The sequence below is a fragment of the Virgibacillus necropolis genome, assembly GCF_002224365.1.
Classification (GTDB): domain Bacteria; phylum Bacillota; class Bacilli; order Bacillales; family Amphibacillaceae; genus Virgibacillus_F; species Virgibacillus_F necropolis.
Genome location: NZ_CP022437.1, coordinates 3,285,205 through 3,308,511 on the forward strand (window position 1 = coordinate 3,285,205; position 23,307 = coordinate 3,308,511).

At 34.0% G+C, this 23,307-nt stretch carries 16 protein-coding genes, 1 rRNA gene and 1 pseudogene; 9 read left to right on the forward strand and 9 right to left on the reverse strand.

Annotated elements, in window-relative coordinates; genetic code table 11:
- Positions 1 to 109: 109 nt before the first annotated feature.
- Positions 110 to 1,009, reverse strand: a complete 900-nt coding sequence (locus CFK40_RS15535; RefSeq protein WP_089533329.1) for a glycine betaine ABC transporter substrate-binding protein — start codon at positions 1,007 to 1,009, stop codon at positions 110 to 112.
- A gap of 634 nt (positions 1,010 to 1,643) precedes the next feature.
- On the opposite strand from CFK40_RS15535, the gene CFK40_RS15540 reads away from it, so the two are divergent.
- Positions 1,644 to 4,475, forward strand: coding sequence for an Eco57I restriction-modification methylase domain-containing protein (locus CFK40_RS15540; RefSeq protein ID WP_089533330.1), 2,832 nt, complete (start codon positions 1,644 to 1,646; stop codon positions 4,473 to 4,475).
- A 525-nt stretch (positions 4,476 to 5,000) separates the two neighbouring features.
- Here the strand turns inward: CFK40_RS15540 and rrf are convergent.
- The 7 genes from rrf to CFK40_RS15575 all read right to left on the reverse strand — a co-directional run bounded on the left by rrf (position 5,001) and on the right by CFK40_RS15575 (position 13,782).
- Positions 5,001 to 5,113 (reverse strand): 5S ribosomal RNA (gene rrf, locus CFK40_RS15545).
- Positions 5,114 to 5,276: 163 nt separating this feature from the next.
- A complete protein-coding gene (locus CFK40_RS15550) occupies positions 5,277 to 5,504 on the reverse strand; it encodes a hypothetical protein (protein WP_089533331.1) in 228 nt (75 codons plus the stop codon).
- A gap of 707 nt (positions 5,505 to 6,211) precedes the next feature.
- Entirely contained in the window at positions 6,212 to 9,262 is a 3,051-nt protein-coding gene (locus tag CFK40_RS15555) for a type I restriction endonuclease subunit R (RefSeq protein WP_089533332.1), read from the reverse strand.
- A 22-nt stretch (positions 9,263 to 9,284) separates the two neighbouring features.
- The gene (locus CFK40_RS15560) at positions 9,285 to 10,484 is read right to left on the reverse strand and encodes a restriction endonuclease subunit S (RefSeq protein ID WP_089533333.1); all 1,200 of its coding nucleotides are present in this window, start codon (positions 10,482 to 10,484) and stop codon (positions 9,285 to 9,287) included.
- Positions 10,477 to 12,090, reverse strand: a complete 1,614-nt coding sequence (locus tag CFK40_RS15565; RefSeq protein WP_089533334.1) for a type I restriction-modification system subunit M — start codon at positions 12,088 to 12,090, stop codon at positions 10,477 to 10,479. Before CFK40_RS15565 ends, CFK40_RS15560 begins: the two co-directional genes overlap by 8 nt.
- 18 nt (positions 12,091 to 12,108) lie before the next feature.
- On the reverse strand, positions 12,109 to 12,672 hold the full coding sequence (locus CFK40_RS15570; RefSeq protein WP_089533335.1) for a restriction endonuclease subunit S: 564 nt from the start codon (positions 12,670 to 12,672) through the stop codon (positions 12,109 to 12,111).
- A gap of 651 nt (positions 12,673 to 13,323) precedes the next feature.
- Positions 13,324 to 13,782 (reverse strand): HNH endonuclease signature motif containing protein, encoded by a 459-nt coding sequence (locus CFK40_RS15575; protein ID WP_193433333.1) that lies wholly within the window; start codon positions 13,780 to 13,782, stop codon positions 13,324 to 13,326.
- 363 nt (positions 13,783 to 14,145) lie between these two features.
- Here CFK40_RS15575 and CFK40_RS21525 point away from each other — a divergent pair, with 363 nt between their 5' ends.
- From CFK40_RS21525 to CFK40_RS15585, 3 genes are all read left to right on the forward strand, one after another.
- Positions 14,146 to 14,268, forward strand: coding sequence for a hypothetical protein (locus tag CFK40_RS21525; protein WP_264371424.1), 123 nt, complete (start codon positions 14,146 to 14,148; stop codon positions 14,266 to 14,268).
- Positions 14,269 to 14,399: 131 nt separating this feature from the next.
- Positions 14,400 to 15,470, forward strand: coding sequence for a ComEC/Rec2 family competence protein (locus tag CFK40_RS15580; RefSeq protein ID WP_089533336.1), 1,071 nt, complete (start codon positions 14,400 to 14,402; stop codon positions 15,468 to 15,470).
- A 249-nt stretch (positions 15,471 to 15,719) separates the two neighbouring features.
- The gene (locus tag CFK40_RS15585; RefSeq protein ID WP_089533337.1) at positions 15,720 to 16,451 is read left to right on the forward strand and encodes a hypothetical protein; all 732 of its coding nucleotides are present in this window, start codon (positions 15,720 to 15,722) and stop codon (positions 16,449 to 16,451) included.
- A 104-nt stretch (positions 16,452 to 16,555) separates the two neighbouring features.
- On the opposite strand, the pseudogene CFK40_RS21185 reads toward CFK40_RS15585, so the two are convergent.
- Positions 16,556 to 17,104: pseudogene (locus tag CFK40_RS21185) on the reverse strand (AAA family ATPase); the annotation flags it as partial.
- Between the two features lie 546 nt (positions 17,105 to 17,650).
- On the opposite strand from CFK40_RS21185, the gene CFK40_RS15600 reads away from it, so the two are divergent.
- The 5 genes from CFK40_RS15600 to CFK40_RS15625 all read left to right on the forward strand — a co-directional run bounded on the left by CFK40_RS15600 (position 17,651) and on the right by CFK40_RS15625 (position 23,264).
- Positions 17,651 to 18,409: a hypothetical protein gene (locus CFK40_RS15600; protein WP_089533340.1), complete on the forward strand. Its 759-nt coding sequence runs from the start codon at positions 17,651 to 17,653 to the stop codon at positions 18,407 to 18,409.
- Between the two features lie 1,069 nt (positions 18,410 to 19,478).
- The gene (locus CFK40_RS15610; RefSeq protein ID WP_089533342.1) at positions 19,479 to 19,985 is read left to right on the forward strand and encodes an RNA polymerase sigma factor; all 507 of its coding nucleotides are present in this window, start codon (positions 19,479 to 19,481) and stop codon (positions 19,983 to 19,985) included.
- 11 nt (positions 19,986 to 19,996) lie between these two features.
- Positions 19,997 to 21,130 carry a DUF4179 domain-containing protein gene (locus CFK40_RS15615; protein WP_089533343.1) on the forward strand — a complete coding sequence of 378 codons (1,134 nt, stop codon included), beginning with the start codon at positions 19,997 to 19,999 and terminating at the stop codon, positions 21,128 to 21,130.
- A gap of 181 nt (positions 21,131 to 21,311) precedes the next feature.
- Positions 21,312 to 21,464, forward strand: a complete 153-nt coding sequence (locus CFK40_RS21825; protein ID WP_405196596.1) for a diguanylate cyclase domain-containing protein — start codon at positions 21,312 to 21,314, stop codon at positions 21,462 to 21,464.
- A gap of 243 nt (positions 21,465 to 21,707) precedes the next feature.
- Complete coding sequence (locus CFK40_RS15625) at positions 21,708 to 23,264, forward strand: ABC-F family ATP-binding cassette domain-containing protein (protein ID WP_089533345.1); 1,557 nt, start codon at positions 21,708 to 21,710, stop codon at positions 23,262 to 23,264.
- The last annotated feature ends 43 nt before the right edge of the window (positions 23,265 to 23,307 follow it).

Sequence of the window (23,307 nt, forward strand, 5' to 3'; positions counted from 1 at the left end):
TTAAGCAAATTAGTTTTGATTTTGTATAGGTTGGGTTTATTCACCTAATTTTGTCTATGTTGCACTAAAAATAGATGTAGTTTTGATTTAATTGTACTCAATTGCGATGTTATTCTTTCGGCTGTAAATCCTCAATGGAGTCAATGTCCATATAAGATGGTACAGCTAATCCAATCTTAGCACCTGTAAAGCTCGGTCCTAGATCTTCAAAATCACCTTCATACTCAGCATATAATGCACCATGTGTTATTGGCATCCATGGTGCTAGAGATGCATCAGAATCACCTGTTGCTATTGACTTAAACAAAATAGCTGGATCAACTGGTGTAAGTGTGACATTAAAACCTTGTTGTTCCAATACAATTTTAGCTACATTTGCTGTAAAAGTTGCATCGGCCCAAGGTGTTAAAACTAATTCTATTGGAGTACCATCTACGGTCTCTACTCCTTTTGTCCATTCTGCAACCTTTTCCTTATTTTCATCTACCCATTCTTGTGTTACTTCTTCAATATCTTTTTCTTGGGCTTTTAACAAGGCTGATTCTATTTCTGGTATTTCAAAATGAAGTCGATCAATAATTGTATAAGCGATAGGCATTTCATCCTTTAGGCCTTTTCTTGCAATTGTTGTACCTGATTCTTCTTCCCCATAGACACCTTTAGGATCTTCTAAGAACTTTATATCCCATTTGGCAAACATATAATGAGGAGACCATGCAGTAATAATAATTGGTTCTTCATTAGAAATGGCTTCACTTAATTCTGATAACATTGCACCTGTTGAAGACAGTTTCTGTTCCCATCCATCTAGGCTATCGTATGCAGATATAGCTTTTTCATTTTTTTTAGTTTGTCCAGCACCAGGCTCAAGACCAGTAATGGTATACTCCATTTTTTCACTAACACTGGCATCAGACTGTACATTTCCATCATCCGATCCGCAACCTGCAACAATAAGGGATAAGGATAAACCAGAAATTAACCCTAATTTTTTCCATTTGAATCTCATGTTGTATAACACTCCTCTATTTTATATATTGCTATTACTTCCATTTCCAGAACTTCGCAAATCTTTTCATCAAGAGCAACCTTTTTAATGGTATATCTTTAGTGTGTATTAATCAAACGCTAAAAACAGTTATTTCTGTACAAATAGTACGTACAATTTTGGGTAAAGGGCGATTTTTACGAATAATTAGTTCATTTTGTTCACTTTACTCTGTATTACACCATACTTTCATACTTTGGTTAGAAACGTTCATAAATGTCTACGCAAACCAGTGACCGTTCATAAATATTTTTCCGTTATTTACGAACGCCAAAAGATATCTAGCAAAGGAAAAACTAAGTCGTCCGTAAAAGTGTACTTTTTCGGACGATCAGCAAATAAAACAAAACCTCTATGAAGCTGTGTAAAAAAAGCACCTAAAAAATGTATTTTGATCAATCTTTATTTAATTACATCATGCTGCCCTTTATTTGCATGGATCCTTACAGAAAATAAATCAAGTACCCTTTTTTATATAAATCCTCATTAAGATTGGGAAGTCTAAGTTTTTGTGTAATAGGACTTGCTCTTGTCCTCATAAAAATGTGTTAGGTAGACAATATTTCAATAAAACCTAACACATCAGGGGGAAATTATGATAGGTATTGACAACTTAGTTTCTAAATTCGATGAGCATCAAGATAATTACCGCTCTAATAGTTATAACGAGGCACAGTTACGCAAAGAATTTATTGACCCATTTTTTTCGATTCTAGGTTGGGACGTAATCAACAAACAAGGATATGCACAAAATTATAAAGAGGTTATCCATGAAGACAGCATTAAGATAGGACAAATAAATAAAGCACCTGATTATTGTTTTAGATATGGAGGAGCAAGGAAGTTTTTTGTAGAAACAAAAAGGCCACTAATAAATATTAAAGAAAGCAGCTCTGCAGCATACCAACTAAGGAGGTATGGTTGGTCAGCTAATTTACCTTTATGCATACTAACGAACTTTGAAGAATTTTCAGTTTACAATTGCACTATAAAACCTCAAAAGAACGACAGAGCCTCAATAGCAAGGGTTCATTACTTTAAATATAAAGATTACTCAACTAAATGGAACAAAATCTCTTCAATGTTTTCAAAAGAATCTATACCAAAGGGTCTTTTTGATAAGTTAATAGAATCTGCTAAAGACAAGCACGGGGAAGATACGGTTGATAAGGCTTTCCTTCTTCAAATTGAAAATTGGAGACTTATGTTGGCCAAAAACATCTATCAGAATAATTCTAATATTGATCAAACTCAACTTAATTTTTCAGTACAAGTAACTCTTAATAGAATTATCTTTCTTCGAATTTGTGAGGGCCGAAATATTGAGAAATATGGGTCACTAAAAGAATTACAAAATAAGAATAAAGTATATCCAAAACTTCTGAAGTTATTTAGGAAGGCAGATAAACGGTACAACTCAGGTATCTTTCATTTTGAGAAAAACAAGTACATCTTAAGTATGCCTGACTATTTAACGCCAAATATTAAAATTGATGATAATGTTATTAACACTATTTTAAAAGAATTATATTTTCCAGACAGCCCCTACGAATTTTCAGTTATCCCCTCTTTTATTTTAGGTCAAGTTTATGAACAGTTTTTAGGAAAAAGAATAAAGATTAGTGATAATAGAATTCAAGTTGAAGACAAACCAGAAATAAAAAAGACTGGAGGTGTATATTATACAACATCAAATATTGTTAATATAATGGTTGATTTAACCTTAAAGGAACAACTATTGAACCAAAAAGTTCCGAATATTAATGAAAATAAAGATAATTCATCCCCCTTTACTATTATAGATCCTGCATGTGGATCTGGTTCCTTTCTAATTATTGTTTATGATTATCTATTAAACTGGTACCTAAACTATTATCAAAATAATAACCCAGAAGAGATAGCCAAAAGTAATAGCCCTCAAATTTACAAGGACACAAAAAATGAATGGCGATTGACTTTATCTGAAAAGAAAAGAATATTAACCACTCATATATATGGAGTTGATATTGATCCCCAAGCAGTAGAAGTAGCAAAGATGTCACTACTTCTTAAAGTTATTGAAGGAGAGACAGAAGAGAGCCTCATTACTGTAACCGATAGACTGCTACCTAGTTTAGAAAAAAATATAAAATGTGGTAACGCAATAATCGATACAAACTTCTATACTCAATACCCTATGGATAAAAACGAAAGACACAGAATAAATGTATTTAATTGGAAAGAGGAATTCCCTGAAATCTTTAATGAAAATACTAGTGGATTTGATTTAGTAATTGGTAACCCACCCTGGATATCGCTTTCAGGTAAATTTGGGGTTGATGTATATAGTGATAACGAGATTGAATATTTAATAAAAAAATATAATGGTAATCCAACAATACCAAATTTGTATGAATATTTTGTTTCAAAAGGACTTTCAATCATGAAAAATGGTGGATATTTTTCATTTATAGTGCCTGATAGATTAGGTTTCAATGATCAATTTATAGAACTAAGAAAAGAAATACTACAAACCAAAAAATTAAATAATTTAATATATCGCATTCCATTCCCTGGTATCACAGCAGATACCCTTATTTTTACAATCACAAATGAAATAGCAAAAAGCGAACATTACACAACCATAGAGATCGATGGAGATAGTAAGGTCAATATATTGCAAAGTGAACTTTTAAAAAATGATAAATATAAATTTGAATGTTATAAAAATAAAGAAACAATGAAGCTAATAAATAAAGTATGGAATGGAGAGAATATTAGGTTAGTTTCTGATATTTTTCAGGTAACGTCTGGGTTTGGCGGTAAGTCAAAATTAATACAAGTTGAAAAAACATCTCAAAATCAAATTTCAATAGTTAAAGGGGACTCAGTTCAGAGATATATGACAAAACAAAATTATTGGTTTGAATTTAAAGCTGAAAACCTAACAGGACGGACAAAAGACAAAAACAAACTTGGTGCAAACCCTAAGATTCTTATCCGTAAGACCGGAAACAAAATAATTGCAAATGTTGATTATTCTGGTATTTTCCCAGAACAGTCTTTATATTTTCTTTTTGATAATAATACACAGTTGGATTATAAATATTACCTTGGTGTATTAAATTCATCACTAATAACATTTTATGTTCAAAATCGTCTTTTAACTAATAAAAATAGTATGCCGCAGCTTAAAACAAATGATCTTAAACAAATACCATTGCATGTAAAAGAATTAAATGATAACCATTTTGCAATAATGCATAATGAAATAGTTGATAATGTTGATAAGTTGATAGACTTATATAAAAACCAAATAAGTACCATTACAAGTCATGAACTTAATGTTAATAGAAGAATAATAAAATCATATGAAACTCGAATTGATGAAATTGTATATGAATTATATGGAATTACGGAAGAAGAGTTAATGTTAATCAACTTTTAAAAATCACAATTTATATTCTTAAAAATACTTTACTTCTAAGGTGTAAAATCTTAAATTCTCCTATCTACTACAAAAAGCAGATAAACCATTCGGCAATTATCAATGGATTAGATATAGTCCGCTCCCATTGACTTTGCTTTTGTCCGTTTAGTGGAACTATTGCAGGCGGCCCAAAAGAAAAGACTAGAATAAAGCTTAGATTTTGATTAAGCAAATTATATTAAGATTTTTTATCCCATCAAAAATACTTTTACTATTCCAGAAGTAGGGGTTATACTAGAAGTGGGTAGAGTTTTCTATAATGTAGTTGTGGAATTCGTAACAATCCAAGTGGACTATGATGTTTGAGTAATTGCGCTTAGAAAAGTGTGGTGTTTACTATGAGTATCTTTTTAGATCCACTAAAGTTTTGTTCCATGACATCCCTAATAATGGGAACCTAATTAAAATTAGGTAATGATTTTGCAACAAAAAAAGCAGACTTCCGTTTGACAGGACGGAAGTCTGCTTTTTGTTTTGGACTCTAACTGGCAACGTCCTACCCTCGCGAACTAAATTTCACTACTATCGGCGCTGAAGAACTTAACTTCTGTGTTCGGAATGGAAACAGGTGTGACCTCTACGCTAAAATCACCGTCTTTACTTTCATCGGTATATAACAATCCCCATAGCCCACCTTTGTGATTGCGCTCTGACAATTTTTGCAGCGTTTGTCAATTAGTTCAGAGTGACAGCTCTGATTTAAAGACTACCCATGTGACTGCCATTTAAAGAATCAAGAAAGAAGAGCCAAATATCTAGTTATATTAGTGCTATAAGATGTTCTAACAATGGTGATGGGTCAATTCCACTGATGCACGCCCATAAAATTCCAAGCGCTAAGACTATAATTCTTAGTCCTTTTGCAAATTCTAAAAACCCTTGTGAAAACAGGTTCCAGTGGTGGGTCCAGTGAGTATTGACTCCTTCTGGTTTTAAATCAGTTTTAAGTTTCTTTGGGTTAGAGTTTTTCTTTTTTAGTTGCTTCATTGTTTTCCTCCTGTAAACTTTATTTGAGACGTCAGAGGAAAGATGAATAACTAGCATTCTTAATATACCATGTATTTCCAATGGAGAGAAATAATTTTCTTAAATTATTATTTATAAAAAATCAAATTAATAGCATCTCGCTTCTAAAATGTACGATAATCTGTAACTGATCAGAAAGCAAATAACCTTTTCTGTCAGTAAATCAGTATAAGATGACATCAAAGTAACGGTATCAATTACTGCGTTTCTTTGCTTGTCATTATAAACAAATTCACGTTAAAAAGGTGGTCTAATATCTAGTCTACCACCATATCCAACTACTCCATTTTCTTCATGGTCTTGATAGTCTTCGGTAAGTTCACGAACAGTAACTTTATTGAGTTGTATAGCCATTCATCACACCTGATTTCACGACATTTTTGTTTTTGATTAAAATACGCGTCTTTTTCTACACAGTTTAGTTTACACCCTCAATATTTGGAATATGAAAGCCAAAATATCCTACGTTTGAATAGTATTTACATGTCATAATGGTCTTTCAACCGATTTTCCGATCTTTTGCTATATATATAATACCTTTGAATCAATCTTAAATGGCAAATTTTATATTTACCATTTAAGATAACTACCCTAGTTAAGACGTAAATAAAATGAATGTGTTTTGTAAAACACAAACTGCACTCTTTTTAAAAGCACTCTCTTTTAATCTACCTATTTTGCAATGGTAGAATATCTTGAATCATCATTTCATCAAAGGCTTGTCTGACTGATTTCCAGTACGTTAATCGTTTCTTAGGATTTTTAGTATGATTTTTATATCCTTCATAATCACTTGTTCGCTTCAATTCAGCTTCACCATTTTGTTTTTGAAGGTTTGATTTGTAATTAGCGACCATAAATGCTAATTCATCATTCTGAACCCACCACGTGTTTGCAAAATCAGCAACGAGTGTGTTAATCGTTTGCTGTATCATTTGTTCTAATAAAGAGGATACATGTTGATCGCGATAGTCTTCTGGATTTGCTTGAATGCTCGCCCATAATGTTTCCATTAATCCAGCAAGTGTTGGATTTCCTTTTTTCAACCTTGCTAAATACTGATTAATTTCTTCTACTGTCTTTTCAGCCGGTGGTTGATTCCCTTTTTCATCGTGCGTATTCGGTAAAAAGGCTTGGATTAGAAGTAAAATATATTCATAATTGATTTCGTCTGTTTTTACAGATTCCAACTCATACTCAATATTAACGTCTATTTCTTCAGGTCCTGTTTTATCCTGACGAAGCTTCTCTAATACATTGACATATTTGCCATGATATTCTTCTATTTCGTCCATTTGGATTGGAAAATCTGAACCAAGCTGCGCATCACTATACTCGGTATATACCTGAATATTCGCGAAGGCCTTATCTAAAACTTGATAGGCTTTCGCAAATTTCTTTAATTGCGCAGCTTCTAAGCCATCTACGTCTATTTCTTCAGGTGTTGGGGCTATTTCACGTAATTCCTCAATTGCTGTTAGGAAGGTTTCGTGTGCTTCCTCCCACGTTGGAGCAACTACTTCATTTTCGCCACCATTTGAATAAAGGACAAGTGCTTGCTTCACTTTTTCTTCAAAAATCATAGGTGTTTGGAATGTTACGATTTGACCGTATTTTTTTGACTTATCGAACAGACGGTTTGTACGTGAAAAGGCTTGAATTAAATCATGTGGCTTCATTGCAGGGCGGTCAATGAATAATGTCGATAAACAAGGTGCATCAAAACCTGTTAATAAACGATCCACAACAATGATAATATCCAATTGTTCCGATCTAGGTAAGAACTTTTCTTTCTTACGTGCTAAACGGTCATTGACGTTGCGGTTGTATGAACGCATCGTTTCCAATGTATAGCTTGTAGCGAATGCTTCATTGTAATCAAGAAGTGCTTCTTTCATCTTCTCTTGATTCTCAATAGAGGATTCCTCATTTTCGGAAATCGAGTAGGTAATCGCAACTATCGGGAAGTCTAGTAAAGTGCGTTTTGTTTTCTCGCCAATCTGAACAGTTGTTTCGCCTGCTTTTACTCGTTTAAACAGGTCGTAATAGTGTTGTGCCTGAGCAATCGAAGATGTCGTTAGAATCGCATTATTCGTCTTACCGACACCATTCTGGAAACCGAGTTTTTTTCGAGATTTATTAACGATTGATTGAATGACCTCTAACATATGACGTTCATGTTCATACACACGCTTTGGTAGACGTGCTTCTTTATCCGTAAGTGTAAGGTCGTCTAATTCAATTTCACTATCTAATTGAATCAAGGCTTCATCGAGTTCTTCTTCTGAGAAGGTACTCTTATATTCGATTTGGAACCCTAGCACTGCTTTGTCATAAATAGCTTCTTTGACCGTATATTCATGTAGTCGTCGTCCATATTGTTCTTCTGTTGTACGAGGGAGATTACCTACAACCTGTTTCGCATTTTCAGCGAAAATAGGCGTACCTGTAAAGCCATACCACAACGAACGGACGAAGAATTCTTTAATTTCTTGTTGTTTTTGAGGTGACACTGCTCGGTGACATTCATCTACAACAAACGCTATTTTCAACTGGCGCAAAGTATCGGATTTCTTTGTATCACCTTTTCCATCAAAGCTTTTCATGACATGATTTAACTTCTGAATCGTTGTCACGACAACATTTCTTTCTTTGGACAGTAACTTCTTAATTAAATCATTTACATTCTCCGTTTCATCAATCTCAATCACATCATGTTCTGCATACGATTCGAATGAGCCAGTTGTTTGTTGGTCTAAATCGACACGATCCACGATAAAAATCGTTTTTTGTAAGGACGGAATTTGAAGTAAATTACGTGCTACTTTGTATGATGTTAATGTTTTACCAGAACCGGTTGTATGCCACACATAACCCGATTCTTGACGTCTTGAAGCTTCTTTTACAGCTTCAATCGCGTGGATTTGATAAGGACGAAGTAAAATCAATGCTTTTTTCGCACTATCAAGGACCGTATATTGCGTTACCATTTTATGTGCTTGTGGAATGGATAACACATCTTTAGCAAAGTCTAAGTAGTTATTGACTGGCTGATTTTCACGATCCACCCATTTACTTAAAAACTGTTCATTCAATTTCCCGTCACGAGCAGTCGCAATATAACGAGTATCTGTGCCATTCGATATGACAAACATCTGTACAGTTGAGAAAATACCTGTGAATTTGTCTTCTTTTAGATACTTTTTAATTTGACGAAAGCCATCCATGTAAGAGTGCTTACGATTTTTCAATTCAATATGAATCATCGGTAAACCGTTAATGAGTAGTGTTACATCAAATCGTCGTTCTTGATCTTCTTTTGTACGTTTATTACTTTGATATTGATTAATCACCTCATAAGAGGACATACCACCTGCAATATCGGCACGATTTAACACTTTCAAACGAATCGTACCAAGTGTTGCATCTTCTCGCTGTACTTGAACTTTAGCGATGCCATTTTCACCCGATAACCATTTTGCAGCTTCATAGAAATTCACGAAATGAAGCTGCTCTTTAATTTGACGGAATTCTTGTTCCGTCAAAGAAACCTCGTTCAGTACGTCCTTATTATTGATTTCAAGCTTATGTTTAAAGTTTTGCCACAACTCTTCTTCCGTATGTAAATCCTCACGATATGTCCATTGAGATTCACCGCGAATTAATTGCTTAATTAAGTTATCTTCTAATTCTGACTCAGACACGAAAGAATGGACCATATACTCACCTCATTATGATTTTTTAAACGAACATGCGCTGTAATAACGCTTTTTTCAGTTGTTGGTAATTTTCGTGATTTTTCTGATGGTGGGCAATTGTATCGTCTAGTTGCTTGAAGAAAGTACCTATTTTATGTTGTTCTTCGAGAGACGGAACTAATAAAATAATATTTTTTAAATCATTTGAATTTATAGAATCAAATGTTGACCCCGTGCTTAGCTTTTTCCATAATCCAAATAACTTCATTCTCAATAAAGTTTGATATATAAATTGATTAGCCTTTATCCCAGCTACTCCGCGTCCTAAGACAACATCATAGTCTGTAATTCCTATTTCTCCAACAGGAGCTCGAACACTAAGTATTAGATCTCCCGGACTAGCTGTCTTGGTAATTTGTGTTGTCCAAATCCTCGGAACTACTCGACCATTTTTCATATCAGCATTTCCTTGAACCAAAATATAATCTTCAGGATTATCTGTATAATTCTTTCCATTTGGAGATTGTCCCATTATGATTTTAGAAATCTCAACTAAAGTTTTTTCTGCCCAATCCCCAATAAACCCGTCAAAACGAACTTTCGGCACACGTTCGTCTTTTTGGGGGAACATTTTTTGCAGCATCGCTTTTTTGTATTGTTGCTGCTGTTCGACCAATTGTTGTTGCAAAGCAATTGTATCGTCTAGTTGTTTGAAAAAAGAGCCGATTTTTTGTTGTTCTTCTGTATCTGGTAAAGTTATAGGAGTATTTTTACCTTGCTCAATTGTATAATGTGAAATTGTACCAATATGAGTAATGCTAGATATATAACGTCTTGTTTGAGGACTAACAAAGTAATTAAATAAAAATCTACCATCTATAATATCAGAACTCTTAAACCAAATTAAATCAGCATCTTTGAAGTAAAGGGGTTCTGCATTTTCTATTAAATATGGTATTCCAATTGTTCCACCTCCAGTTACTAAAAGATCACCTATTTCCATTTTTCCTGATTTTTTAGAAAGGTTTTGATATAAACTATCCGATATAAATACCGGAGTATTAAATTTTTTCATATATTTTGAAATGACATCACTTGATCTAAAGAATGGGACCCCCTCATTCCTCCATTCATTTTTATGAACCCTTGAAGCCGAAGAAATATTGACTAATTCACCTAATATTGTTGAATTCCACTCTCTACTAAAGCCTTCAAACCGTATTTTGGGAACATTCTTACTCATTCTTCCCACCGCCTAATCCAAATACTTGAATAAAGTATTGAAGTTCTTTGTTAACATCTCCGTTCGTACCTTTCAATTCATTCAACATCGCAAATAGATTTTGCTCAGCTTGTTGGAGTTCTTGTTGTGTTTGTTGCATTGCACCCGATAGCTCGACAAGTGAAATTTCCTCTTCTTCCTCAAATGTGTCTACATAGCGAGGGATATTTAAGTTGTAATCATTTTCAACGATTTCCTTGAAAGAAGCGAGATGTGCGTATTTTTCAACACCTTCACGTTGAATATATGTTTCAAGCATTTTGTCGATATGTTCATCTTTTAAGACGTTTTGATTTTTACCTTTTTCAAATTCGTTTGATGCGTCGATAAATAACACATCTTTTTTTGAACGATTTTTCTTTAAGATAATAACCGTCGTTGGGATAGATGTATTAAAGAAAATATTCGATGGTAACCCGATCACCGTATCAATTGCGCCATTATCTAATAGAATTTTACGAATTTTCCCTTCTGTATTCCCTCTAAATAAAACGCCATGTGGCAATACAATCGCCATAACACCACTGTCTTTCAAGTGATAAAAGCCATGTAGTAAGAAAGCAAAGTCTGCTTTCGATTTCGGAGCTAATACACTGTACATTGAAAAGCGTGGATCATCTAAGAAACCTTTTTCTGCAGTCCATTTGGCCGAATATGGTGGGTTCATTAATACACCATCAAAGTTCGTTGGTTCATCAGTAGGCCAGTCCTGGTCTAATGTATCCGCATTGCTCAAGTGTTGATTGGCTGTATCTACACCATGCAAAATCATGTTCATACGAGCCAAGTTATATGTCGACGTATTTAGCTCTTGTCCGAAGTATGAAATCGTTCCAGCTTGATTCGAGTATTTCTTCACATTTAATAGAAGTGACCCCGATCCCATTGTTGGATCATACACTGAGAAGCCTTTTTGATTTTCTTTGCCATCTAGGACGATTCTTGTCATCAGTGTTGAAATAGCTTGTGGCGTATAGAATTCACCCGCTTTTTTACCTGAATTAGATGCAAATTCACCGATTAAATATTCATAAGCATCGCCTAGCATGTCACCGTCATGTCCTGCAACGTCTAATACGGATAATTCTTTCATTACTTCGGCAATACTTTGATTTTGCTTTTGAGGTGTTGAACCTAGCTTTTTCGAGTATAGATCGACATCCTCAAATAAATTTTCAAATGTTTCGCTGGATTGTTCAATATTTCGAAAACCTTGTACTAAATCTTCTAATTGGAATAACCCTTTATGTATTGCTTGTACAAGTGCTGTAAAGGTTAAGTTCGGTTCAAGTGTATAAGAAAAATCATATTGTAATTCGCCAAGTAAATCACCTTTTACATCTTCATCTTGGTACGCTTTTGCATAGACTTTCTGTGCGACTTCTAAGTCTGTTGTTGGTTCTTCGAGTAATGATGCGGCATGAATAAGCATCTTGTCTGACAAGAATTTATAGAAAACCAGCCCTAATAAATAACTTTTATATTCGTTCGCATCCATTTTTGAACGTAAAATATCTGCTGAATTCCATAATGCCTGGTATAGTGTTTTTGATTTTATTTCTTCCATTTTCCCACTCCTAATAAATTAGTCATTTTTCACATCTGTTTTTTGAATGAATTTCAAAAAAAATTGTTCTTCTAGTTCAGATTGCTGTTTTAATAAATATTGTCGTTTACATAAGTTAAAATAAGCTCTACCAATAAGTGATTGCTTTTGAAGATTAGGTAAATTAACATTTAGATCCTTTAAGATAGATGGTGTCATCTTAGGCAAATTAGTACCTTGCATGAGCACAAGTTTTTGTTTACGAATTTGATTTGATTCATTTAAGATATAGCAGAAATAATACGGATCAATCAATGATTCATCAATAATTATTTTGGCGAAATTTTGATTAAGCAACTTCCCTTGATTATCTTCTGTTACTACAGTTGCCTTTGTACCAACAAAGCTAACCACAATATCGCCCGTATGAGTGAGATAATTACTTTGTGAATTTCTATTCTGTTTCAAATATTCATCATCTATATGAGTTAGGTCAAAGTTCAAGTCATCAAATGTATAAAAAATATGTTCCTTTAATCCTTCATCAGAGATCCTTGAAACATTTTGACCTACTTTAATAATTGCAACCTCATTTATTTTCACAGTGTCACCCCTTTTAGTAGTTCGAAAAAATTACTAAACAATGGGTTTAATATTATCACGTAAATAACAGAACATCAAGTAATTCTCCTGAATTACTAAAACTATAATATGTCACAAAAAAAGAACTGTACTCACAGTTCCTTACAATCTTAAAGCTATTAAAAGGCTTTTCATTATTTCTAAATACCTCAAATCATCCGTAACAACTTCCCTACTATAATTTCTTTCTACAATTGGGGTATTCCCCACATCCCCTCTCTATATCAGAACCTGTTTCTTAACGAAGATGAAACGGTTAAGAAATTAAATTATAAAAAACTTTATAATTTGTTTAATCGAATGTAAGAAAAGGTATCAGTTCCTACATGGGGAACCGCCAACTTTAAGGATATTGAACGAAAAAAAGTCTAATTCCTCCGTATTTTTTGTGACAAATTAGGCTTATGATCTTAATACAGATAGGTAAGGGTTTGAAGTTATCGCTCCCTTTTTCCCCTGTTTGCAACTTCGTAGACCATGCAACCTTCAAGCAATCTAGGATTGGAATAAAAGAGACTTCATTAAATACATAGATTAGAATGAGTTGACTTGCCGTGCCGTACGCGATGAAAGTTGCACATACGTCGTTAATCATTTCTTTTTGTTTATAGTTTAGGTGAAATGCTGTGTAGCTTTAATTTTGAGTTTATCCCTTAAATGGACAAGTCGGTGAATAGGTTCGTATAGCACGACCAGATTCGAAAACCGATTATCTCTTGTGAGATGATAAGGCTCTTTATGGTGACAATGCCAATCCGAAAGACCGAGTTCCACCCCTGTTACCGCACACCTACCATATTGGGCAATAAACTTACTAATGCGATTATCGTTGTATTCTATCGTTCGATTTGGAATAAAGTTTGTCATGACATGATGAAGTACGTTTTTCTGAATCGCTTTTAAGTTTTGGTGTATCTTTGTTCTGCCAACGGCAGTATAGTTACAGACATCTTGCGAAAAACACAAATTCGTTTTATGCCGTTGGGCATAGATGGGGACAAATACTATGTCCTGTATCTTATAGAAGTGTGGTTCATATCCTTTATAATGTTTCTGTAGCGTACTGGTCATATCCTTAAACTTGGCTTCTTTTCTAAGGTCTTTACCATCCTTAATTTAAGCTAGCAACATTTCGCACAACAAACACGCCTGATTGTGGAAGTTCGTTATTTAAAATTTTCTTGTTGTACTAACTGCACCTGTTTGTAATATAAGGTTAGCCAGTTTTTTTCTGGTTGACCTTTTTTTATATGGTCTTATGATTACGGTAATCGGGGGTGGAGCACCCGTGGGACGCCAATCCCGTAAGCTAAACTGTTCACCCCCCCCACTTCTATAAACGTGCTTCAGGCTGATTGGGACAATGCCCCGTTTAACAAGCGAACCTACGACATTACAAGAAGACTTAGCGTTTAATTTAAGGAAAAGAAATGTATGAATGCAGTCATTGGTCTGGATGTTGTCAAAGGGAAAAGTCAAGTTCAAGCCTTTTTAGATAAGGGAAATCCATATCGCAAAAGCTTTAGTATTCGTCTCTACACATCTAACAGTCGTTAATAAAAATAAGACTATTTCAACTCTCAAAGTTAAATTATAATTAATTTATGGTTAAATATTACTAATAAAATGGTTAAATCATAATTAATTTATGGTAAAATATTACTAATAGAATTTCAAGGAGGGTACATGTGGGAATTGAAATCGAATTTATTCCAGTTGGAGATAACACTAAAAATGGAGATGCCATTGTAGTGAGATATGGCGAAGAGGGAAACTATAAAATAATGGTAGTCGACGGTGGTACTAAAGATTCAGGGAGTAAGATAGTACAACATATACAAGACTACTATAATACAAGCTATGTAGATTACGTTGTTAATACTCATCCAGATAGCGACCACGTGTCTGGATTAACAATTGTACTTGAAGAGTTAGAGGTTGGCGAACTATGGATGCATCTACCTTGGGAACATTCTTCTAAAATACGTGACTTATTTCATGATGGTAGAATCACTGATAATAGTTTATCTGAAAAGATTAAAGCATCTTTGAATAGAGCACATGAATTATATGAAATTGCTTGCGAAAAGGAAATTTCAATAAAGGAACCCTTTGAAGGGGCATACATTGGAGAATTTCAAGTACTCTCTCCTTTTGAGGATTGGTACGTTAATTATTTATTACCTGATTTTCCTAATATGCCGGAAAGGAAAGAGGAAAACGCTATAAGAAAATCATTCTCTGAATTTTACACGAAAATTTTAGAGTGGATCGAAGAAAATTGGGATAAAGAAACCCTAAGTGAAAACTATGGTACTACAGGTTCTAGAAATGAAAGTAGTGTAGTATTATATGGAAATATAGGGGGATATCAGGTTTTACTAACAGGAGATGCAGGAAAGCAAGCACTTCATAATAGTGCTGATTATGCAGAGAATTTAGGAATTAAATTAAGTGATTGCAAATTTGTACAAATGCCTCACCATGGAAGTCGACGAAATGTTTCACCTAGTGTTCTTGATAGAATTATAGGTGAAAAAAGTGAAAAAGGTACAGAACCAACTACTACTACCTTTGTATCAATTTCCCAAAAAACAGAAGACCACCCTAAGAAAGTTGTAACAAATGCTTTCATTCGAAGGGGTGCAAAAGTATTTGAAACCAGAGGATCTACTATTAGACAACACGAAGGTATGCCTCCAAGACCTGGTTGGACTTCTCTTACACCACTTAGCTTCAATTCTGAAGTTGAAAAATAAAAAGATTATGAAAATGCAATCTTTAAGTTGCAAAATTGAGTCTGTACTTTGTATTCTCAGTATAGACCTCTTATCAATATAAAATTAATTACTGACTAGTTCCATACTAGAATAAATCAAAATCTATATACAACAATAAATTGCACATACTACCCGAAAGATAAAATAAACCTACAACTTACACTAAAACTATTTTTGTTATTTGTAAATGTTTTATAATCATATAATATTTGAAGACGAGGTGTATTCATGTCTGACAAAATACTAGATATGTTTAGTCAATATGAGCTAAAAGCTAGAATATTCCCAGCGCTATTAATCGTCGCCCCTTTTGGGTTAACTATTTTAATGTGGTATCCGAGTCTTATCAGCCTCGAGTCTAGTTTTATTACTATTCTTGTATTAGTAATAATCTTATTTTTCTTGGCAAAGATAGCTAGAGAAAATGGAAAAAAAGTACAACAGAAGCTATTAGATGAGTGTGGTGAATTTCCATCCACCACCTTTCTTAAACACACTGATAATACGCTTAATGAAAATACCAAGAAAAGGTACCATCAATACCTCAGTAAAAATGTAGAAGGTATTCAATTACCTACTAAAGAACAAGAATTAGAATCTCCGAATTTTTATAACGATCAATATAATTCTGCAGTTCATTGGTTACTTGAAAAGACAAGGGATAATAAAAAATACTCTCTTCTCTATCAAGATAATATAAACTATGGCTTCAGTAGAAATATGTTGGGTATTAAACCACTAGGTATATTCTTTTCTTTTATATCAATAGCAATTAACATTTTTGGTATTTACCAAAAATACGAAGTATCTTTAATTAACCTCCCTTTGAAAGTGATAATTTCGTTCTTAATTAGTATTATTTTTATTTCTATGTGGACTTTCTTCGTAAAAAAGGATTGGGTAAGAAGTACTTCTAAGGCATATGCTAGAACTTTGTTATCAACTTGTGAAGGACGTTAAAAACTCCAAAATTAAAATAAGGCTAGTACTGATTCAAAAATATAGTACTAGCCTTATTATTTTATCGGTCACTAAGCCGGTGGTCACCAACGAGCGAGAAAAGGTGCGAAACCAATTCGAGAATACAATTGAGGATACCTTGCTAAACGCTTTTCTATCCCTGGCATACCAATTAAAATCATAGCAATATCGCTTTGGTCATACATATCCCTTAGTTGTTCTAAGTTTTGCATTTTTAATCGGTCTATCTCATCTACAATGATTAAATCTATGTCTTCATCCCAATGATCAGGAAAGGTCTCTTCTTGATTCATATTTTCTCTCATGTAGATCACCTTAACCATATTTAATTTATGGCCTAGAATATCTATATCACTCATCATCCTTGTAGCTTTTACAGCAGGTGCAGTAAAGAAAAGTGTGCTGCAATTTAAAATTCTTGAATCCACATTTTTCCCCATCTTCCCTAATTTTTTTTATTTAATGTGTTTTTCAATGTAATCCCAATTTGTATAGTAACGTGAAGATAGGGTCTTACCAACACCTGGTAATCCATAACAAATACCAATGTATTTATACTTTATGCATGCATCACAGAATTCAGCAAACCTCTTATATTCTTTAGTTTCAATAAAACCTTTGCCTTCACTCATTGTAATATTAGATAGGTTACACTTAGTTAGACAGTGAAGATAACGGCTAGTTTTAATATAGTGTAGAGGCTAGAACTGATACGCCCTTACACTATAATTATATTATTCAAGCGATTTGATAAAGAGTAGTTTTATTTAATCAAATTTGGAGAATAAGGCTACTCAAAAGAAAATTGAACAATTAGAAAAAGAAAAAGGTGAATTATAAAGGGAAATGTCTATGAAAACTGTCCTATTATCAACTCTAAAGGTACGATTCCTTATATCCGTTGTATCAGAAACAATTTGGACTGCCCTTGCTGGACTTGCCGTTGGTGCTGAGTATATGAGCGAATAAACCAATTAAAACTGTGGTAACACTAGAAAAATAAAAAGGAGATAACCGAGAGGGCCCTCCTTTTTATTTTTCCGGACTTTATTTAACTAAACTATCTGGTGCTTTAGTAAAGAACAGATCACAGAATTAGATGGAGAAAAAGGATATATTCAGATAATATTTTAAGGCTAGATTTATAATATTTAACATTAGGAAGCAAGGGGAAATATATGAATAATTTTATTACAATTGAGCCTGTCTCTCTTGGAGAATTGTTAACTATTCTATCTTCAATAATACTATTAGTAATTACTTGGAAATCAGTATCAAATGCAAAAAAAGCAAACGCAATCACCAAACAATCACAACAACTGCAAAGTGAACAATTTAAACTAAGTATCAAGCCAGACTTAATTTTTGATATTCCGTCTATAAAATACACTCAAATAGATAATAATAAATCAAAGGTTAATATCATAATAAATCCTGATCATACTTACTATATTAAAAATTTATCAAATAATATTTGCTACAATATAAGTGTAACAACTTTCATTTATTTACCAGATGATGGTTGGAATAAATATTATTCATTTTTAAATAACGAATTTGGCAAAGAAAAAGCCAGACCAAATATTGTTTCATATAGCAAAACATATGCTCTACATACTACAAATAATTTAGAATGTACTATACCCTTTTATTACCTCGTATTGAATATTATTGCTTATGACGGAACAATTAATTCTCCGGAATTATATGTGTTTTTACAATACGAAGACAAAACAAATAAAATTTATGAAGATTGCTTTCAACTAGTACAGACTGGGAAGCATATTGGAAGATTTGATGAACCTGATGATATAGAACTTCACTTTAGTCCAGTACTAAGTGAAAATGAAGAAATAAAAACAAAATTATATGAGCAAAAGAATAAATTAGAATCAGATTTCCCTGATAAACCAGAATTACATTATTACAGTTTATAAGCTAGATAGATGGAGATTGTGAAAAAATATCCTTAAAGTAACTGATGCTTTAATGGAATAAGCCAATCTAAAAAAGTCGAATCCTTTAGCATACGGGACTTCGACTTTTTTAGATTGAAACTCACTTAGGGTACAAAATTTCAAGAAATGTTGGTGGTAATACCCAACATGCAAAATATCGATTAAAACAGGTGCAAGATAGCGTCTAAAGTGACAGCAAAAACGATAGATAGGGCTATATTGGGCTATATTTAACTGAATGTAAGAAAGTGTATCTTTTCTTACATTCATCTAATTAGCTTTTCTGGGATATTCTTTTCAGCTGGTATAATAATTGTAGATTCATACATTGAATGTACAATTATCAAAAACAAAGTGCAAACCATAATAGACTATTACACCATCTTCACAATCAAGCTTGGTCTCTTTATAACCTTATAGTTTAACACTTCTCCACTCCCGAAATTTTCTATAAACTTTTTATATACTGTTTAAATCTAAAAAAATGTATTTGCTTACTAGCTCTTCGAAAGTTCCATAATCCTTTATAGCAAAACATAAGTCATAGCATTTTTTATGTGTAATTGTATTTAATATATCCAAAATAACATAATCATTGACTACCACAAGATTAGAACATTTAGGACAATATAACTGTTTGTTACTCATTAAAAACCTCCATGGGTAGCAATGTTGAAACCTTTTCAGCCTATCCAAATATTGATTTCGTTCATAAATGGAATTGTTGTCTTTGATTACCTCCTATGACTTTCTTTCAAGTACTCGGTATATAGAGGCTTTGATTCGATTACAAAGGGATTGTTTCCTTCCGTTAACCCTTTGTTATCTCTGGACAGTTTTTCGAAGTACGTTAAATACGCATATAACTTTTGATAGTCCCTCATTGGTATCACCTCCGTATTGGTTGTCATGGTTAATTTTTTCATACATTATATATAACTTTATATTACACTAATAAGACTGTCTTACCTATTATAATGGAAAAAGTTAAATTTTTTACCAATAAAATGAAACGTTAAAACGTCTACTATATGAAAGGGGGCGCAAAATGAATGAAATGAGTTTCCAGCAATCAAATCGATCCAATAACTTAGAAGAATTTAAACAATTATACCGCGAACATAAGAAAGATGTGTTTGCGATGGCGCTATCCATACTTAGAGACTTTGAATTAGCTGAAGATGTGTTGCAGGAAGTGTATATCAAACTCTTCCAGTATAAAAAACAAAATGAGATTACAAATGTTAAAGCATGGCTTGTTTCCGTATCCAGAAATACTGCACTGGATCTGTACCGAAAGAAAAAGCGGGAATTAACAGGGTTCGATGATGGTTATTTTGAACGGTTGGAATATCTTTCGGAAGATCCACTGGACAAAATGGTGTTGGCAAAATACCTTGAGCTACTCGATAGCGGGGAAAGGCAGATTGTCATCTTAAAGGATATCTCAGGGATGAAGCACAAGGAAATCGCCAAAATTGTTGAAATGCCGCTTGGAACAGTCCTTTGGAAGTACCGTGTAGTTTTGAATAAACTTAGAAAAGCTTTGGAATAGGAGGAATTCTGATGGATAAAGATAAAATTCGAAAGCATTTGGACGATGCTATAGAAAAGCAAGTGCCGGACGTTTGGGATGAAGTTGAGAATAGGATACATAAAGCAGAAGAATCAGGCTATCGTGAAAAGATTGTTAATCCTAATAATGTTAGTCCACTAAAGAAAAAGAAAATACTTTACAAGCGGTTATCATTAGCTGCAGCAGCGTGTTTGATCTGTATTATGACATTAACATTTACACCCGTTTTAGCGGCTATCCAAGAGGTATATGATAAAATATTTACGAGCGAGCGTATTGATGATGCTGGTGTGAGAAAGGCACTTCACGCGGGCCTTGGTCAATCTCTTGATCAAACCTATTATGATAAAGAGTATGATATAACCGTACATTTTAAGAGCGTTCTAACTGATGCTAAAGAAACAAAGCTCTTATTAACCTATCAAAGTGATTCAACAAATTTAGAAAACTATTATATTGACCTTTTCGAAGGTGTTAGTTCGATACAATTGATTACGGAAGATGGACAAAGGCAGACACTGGATAATGTAGGTTGGGGCAGTGACTATTACAACAGTGAAGAAAATATAAAGGCAGAAGCACTATCTTTTGAGTCCATTAAAGAATATGAAGGACAGGAAATTCGGCTGGAAATTGAAGATCTAACTATATGGGATGAAGGTAAAGGAAGTGTACAAACAACCTGGCCACTTGAGTTCACGCTTGATGAATCCGCTACTTCAGACAGGGAAACAGTAGAAGTAAATAAAGAATTTACTTTTAAGAATGAAACATACACTATTAAGCATGTCGAGTATTCAGGATTAGAAACAAGGGTTGTAGTTACTGGATCTGACATTAAACCCTACATTGGCCCAGATGGAAACAAGTATCATAAGCGAAGTAAATTGGAAAGACTATTTTATAATGCAAGGAAAAATGATAAAGAACTTGGCTATATCGTTGACGAAGGTAAATCTGGTGTATTTTTGGAATCAGCTGGCGAGAGAGTTGTTCCTGTTTTTAGTAAAGGTGAAGTAGAGAGTTCCCTTAATGAGTATATTATGTTTTTCGCACCAGTTAAGGATCGCGAAGATACCATTCTTGAAGTTGGGGATGATAGTAGGATTCCGTTGACTGAGTAAGGACAGGAATGAACCATAACTTTGATTTGACAGAATGGTTACAATCAGACTTGCAAAAGAGATCCTCAAGAAGATTGCTTGAAAATCTGTCATATCGCATTACCCCTTTCTACGTAAAAGGGGTGATGCTTTAACAGGTTTACCTAATCGATATAATCTAATAAATGAACTACAAAATTCAATAACACGTTGTAAACAAAGTAACAACGACCTTGCTGTGATGTTTATGGATTTAGATCGATTCAATTATGTAAATGATTCAAAAGGACACCTTGCAGGGGATGATTTACTCAAACAAGATGGCAAAAGGTTAATTAAAAGTGTCCGAAACTAATTTTAGGATGTCATTTTACACGCTTGATCTGCTTCATCAATCATTAAAATTGAGGACTCTGATTCATGATCAAAGTGTCAAATTTGGATACTATAGATTCACACAATGGATTTATGTTGAAAGTCAATATGCTGATAAAAAACGCTACTTCAACTTTTATAATTTATCACTTACCCTCTATCACTTTTCACCAAAGACCTTTATAATAAGTAAGCGAAACTTATCAAAGAAAAGGTGTTTTATATGAGCTTACTAACAGTTAAAGATTTGACCCATGGCTTCGGTGATCGGGCTATTTTTGAAGACGTTTCTTTTCGTTTATTAAAGGGTGAACATATTGGGCTTATTGGTGCTAACGGTGAAGGTAAGTCCTCTTTCATGAATATTATTACGGGTAAATTAGGGCCTGATGCGGGAACGATAATGTGGTCTAAAAACGCACGAATCGGTTACTTAGACCAACATGCCGATCTAATGCAGGGCATGACAATGCGCGACGTACTCCGGACGGCTTTCAAATATCTATTTGATATAGAAACAGAAATGAACGTACTTTTTGCGAAAATGGGAGAAGTCGAGCCTGAGGAACTTGAAGTATTACTTGAAGAAACTGGTCGGCTTCAAGATGCCTTAACAAACAATGACTTTTACACCATCGATGCTAAGGTTGACGAAGTAGCCAATGGACTTGGTCTGGACGAAATTGGTTTAGAGCGTGATGTTCATGATTTGAGTGGTGGCCAACGCACGAAAGTCCTGCTTGCCAAACTACTTTTAGAGAAACCCGATATTTTGCTGCTCGATGAACCAACCAACTACCTTGATGTCGAGCATATCGAATGGTTAAAAAAATATTTACTAGATTACGAAAATGCATTCATTCTTATCTCACATGACATACCGTTTTTAAATAGCGTCGTAAATTTGATCTATCATATGGAGAACCAAGAGCTCACCCGTTACCCAGGGGATCATAATGAATTTCTTCGTGTTTATGATATGAAAAAACAACAACTTGAATCCGCTTTTAAGAAGCAACAAAAAGAAATCGCTAGTTTGAAAACCTTCGTTGCAAAAAATAAAGCGAATGCGGCAACGAGTAAAATGGCGACGTCACGTCAAAAGAAGCTTGATAAGATGGATGTCATCGAATTAGATTCAGAAAAACCAAAACCAACATTTCGTTTCAACGAAGCACGGACAGCTGGAAGGTATTTGTTCGAGACAAACGAACTCGTCATTGGATATGAAGAGCCACTATCAAGAAAACTTAATTTAGTCATGGAACGTGGCCAAAAGCTTGCATTATCAGGGGCGAATGGAATTGGAAAAACCACCCTTTTACGAAGTATTCTCGGAGAAATTAAGCCGGTTTCCGGTTCTGTCATGCTAGGTGAGCATCTTCATATCGGTTACTTTGAACAAGAACTAAAAGAAACAACCAACAGAACATGTATTGAAGAAATGTGGGATGAATTCCCTCACCTCACACAGCAGGAGGTTCGACGTTCCTTAGCCAAATGTGGACTCACCAAAAAGCATATTGAAAGCAAGGTTCACATATTGAGCGGAGGCGAGAAAGCAAAAGTTCGCCTTTGTAAATTGTTAAACAAAGAGACCAATCTACTCATACTCGATGAGCCAACCAACCACTTAGACGTTGACGCAAAAGCAGAACTCAAACTTGCGTTGAAAGATTATAATGGCAGTGTACTACTAATCTCACACGAGCCAGATTTTTATCAAGACATCGTCACAGACGTTTGGAACTGTGAGGATTGGACAACTAAAGTATTTTAACAAAAAGAGAAGGACTGCCCGTTAACTTGGGAAAGTCCTTCTC

Bases quoted from the DNA above. Each gene is read 5' to 3' on its own strand.
- CFK40_RS15535 (WP_089533329.1), bottom strand. From the start codon at position 1,009: ATGAGATTCAAATGGAAAAAATTAGGGTTAATTTCTGGTTTATCCTTA.
- CFK40_RS15540 (WP_089533330.1), top strand. From the start codon at position 1,644: ATGATAGGTATTGACAACTTAGTTTCTAAATTCGATGAGCATCAAGAT.
- CFK40_RS15550 (WP_089533331.1), bottom strand. From the start codon at position 5,504: ATGAAGCAACTAAAAAAGAAAAACTCTAACCCAAAGAAACTTAAAACT.
- CFK40_RS15555 (WP_089533332.1), bottom strand. From the start codon at position 9,262: ATGGTCCATTCTTTCGTGTCTGAGTCAGAATTAGAAGATAACTTAATT.
- CFK40_RS15560 (WP_089533333.1), bottom strand. From the start codon at position 10,484: ATGAGTAAGAATGTTCCCAAAATACGGTTTGAAGGCTTTAGTAGAGAG.
- CFK40_RS15565 (WP_089533334.1), bottom strand. From the start codon at position 12,090: ATGGAAGAAATAAAATCAAAAACACTATACCAGGCATTATGGAATTCA.
- CFK40_RS15575 (WP_193433333.1), bottom strand. From the start codon at position 13,782: ATGACCAGTACGCTACAGAAACATTATAAAGGATATGAACCACACTTC.
- CFK40_RS21525 (WP_264371424.1), top strand. From the start codon at position 14,146: ATGAATGCAGTCATTGGTCTGGATGTTGTCAAAGGGAAAAGTCAAGTT.
- CFK40_RS15585 (WP_089533337.1), top strand. From the start codon at position 15,720: ATGTCTGACAAAATACTAGATATGTTTAGTCAATATGAGCTAAAAGCT.
- CFK40_RS15600 (WP_089533340.1), top strand. From the start codon at position 17,651: ATGAATAATTTTATTACAATTGAGCCTGTCTCTCTTGGAGAATTGTTA.
- CFK40_RS15610 (WP_089533342.1), top strand. From the start codon at position 19,479: ATGAATGAAATGAGTTTCCAGCAATCAAATCGATCCAATAACTTAGAA.
- CFK40_RS15615 (WP_089533343.1), top strand. From the start codon at position 19,997: ATGGATAAAGATAAAATTCGAAAGCATTTGGACGATGCTATAGAAAAG.
- CFK40_RS15625 (WP_089533345.1), top strand. From the start codon at position 21,708: ATGAGCTTACTAACAGTTAAAGATTTGACCCATGGCTTCGGTGATCGG.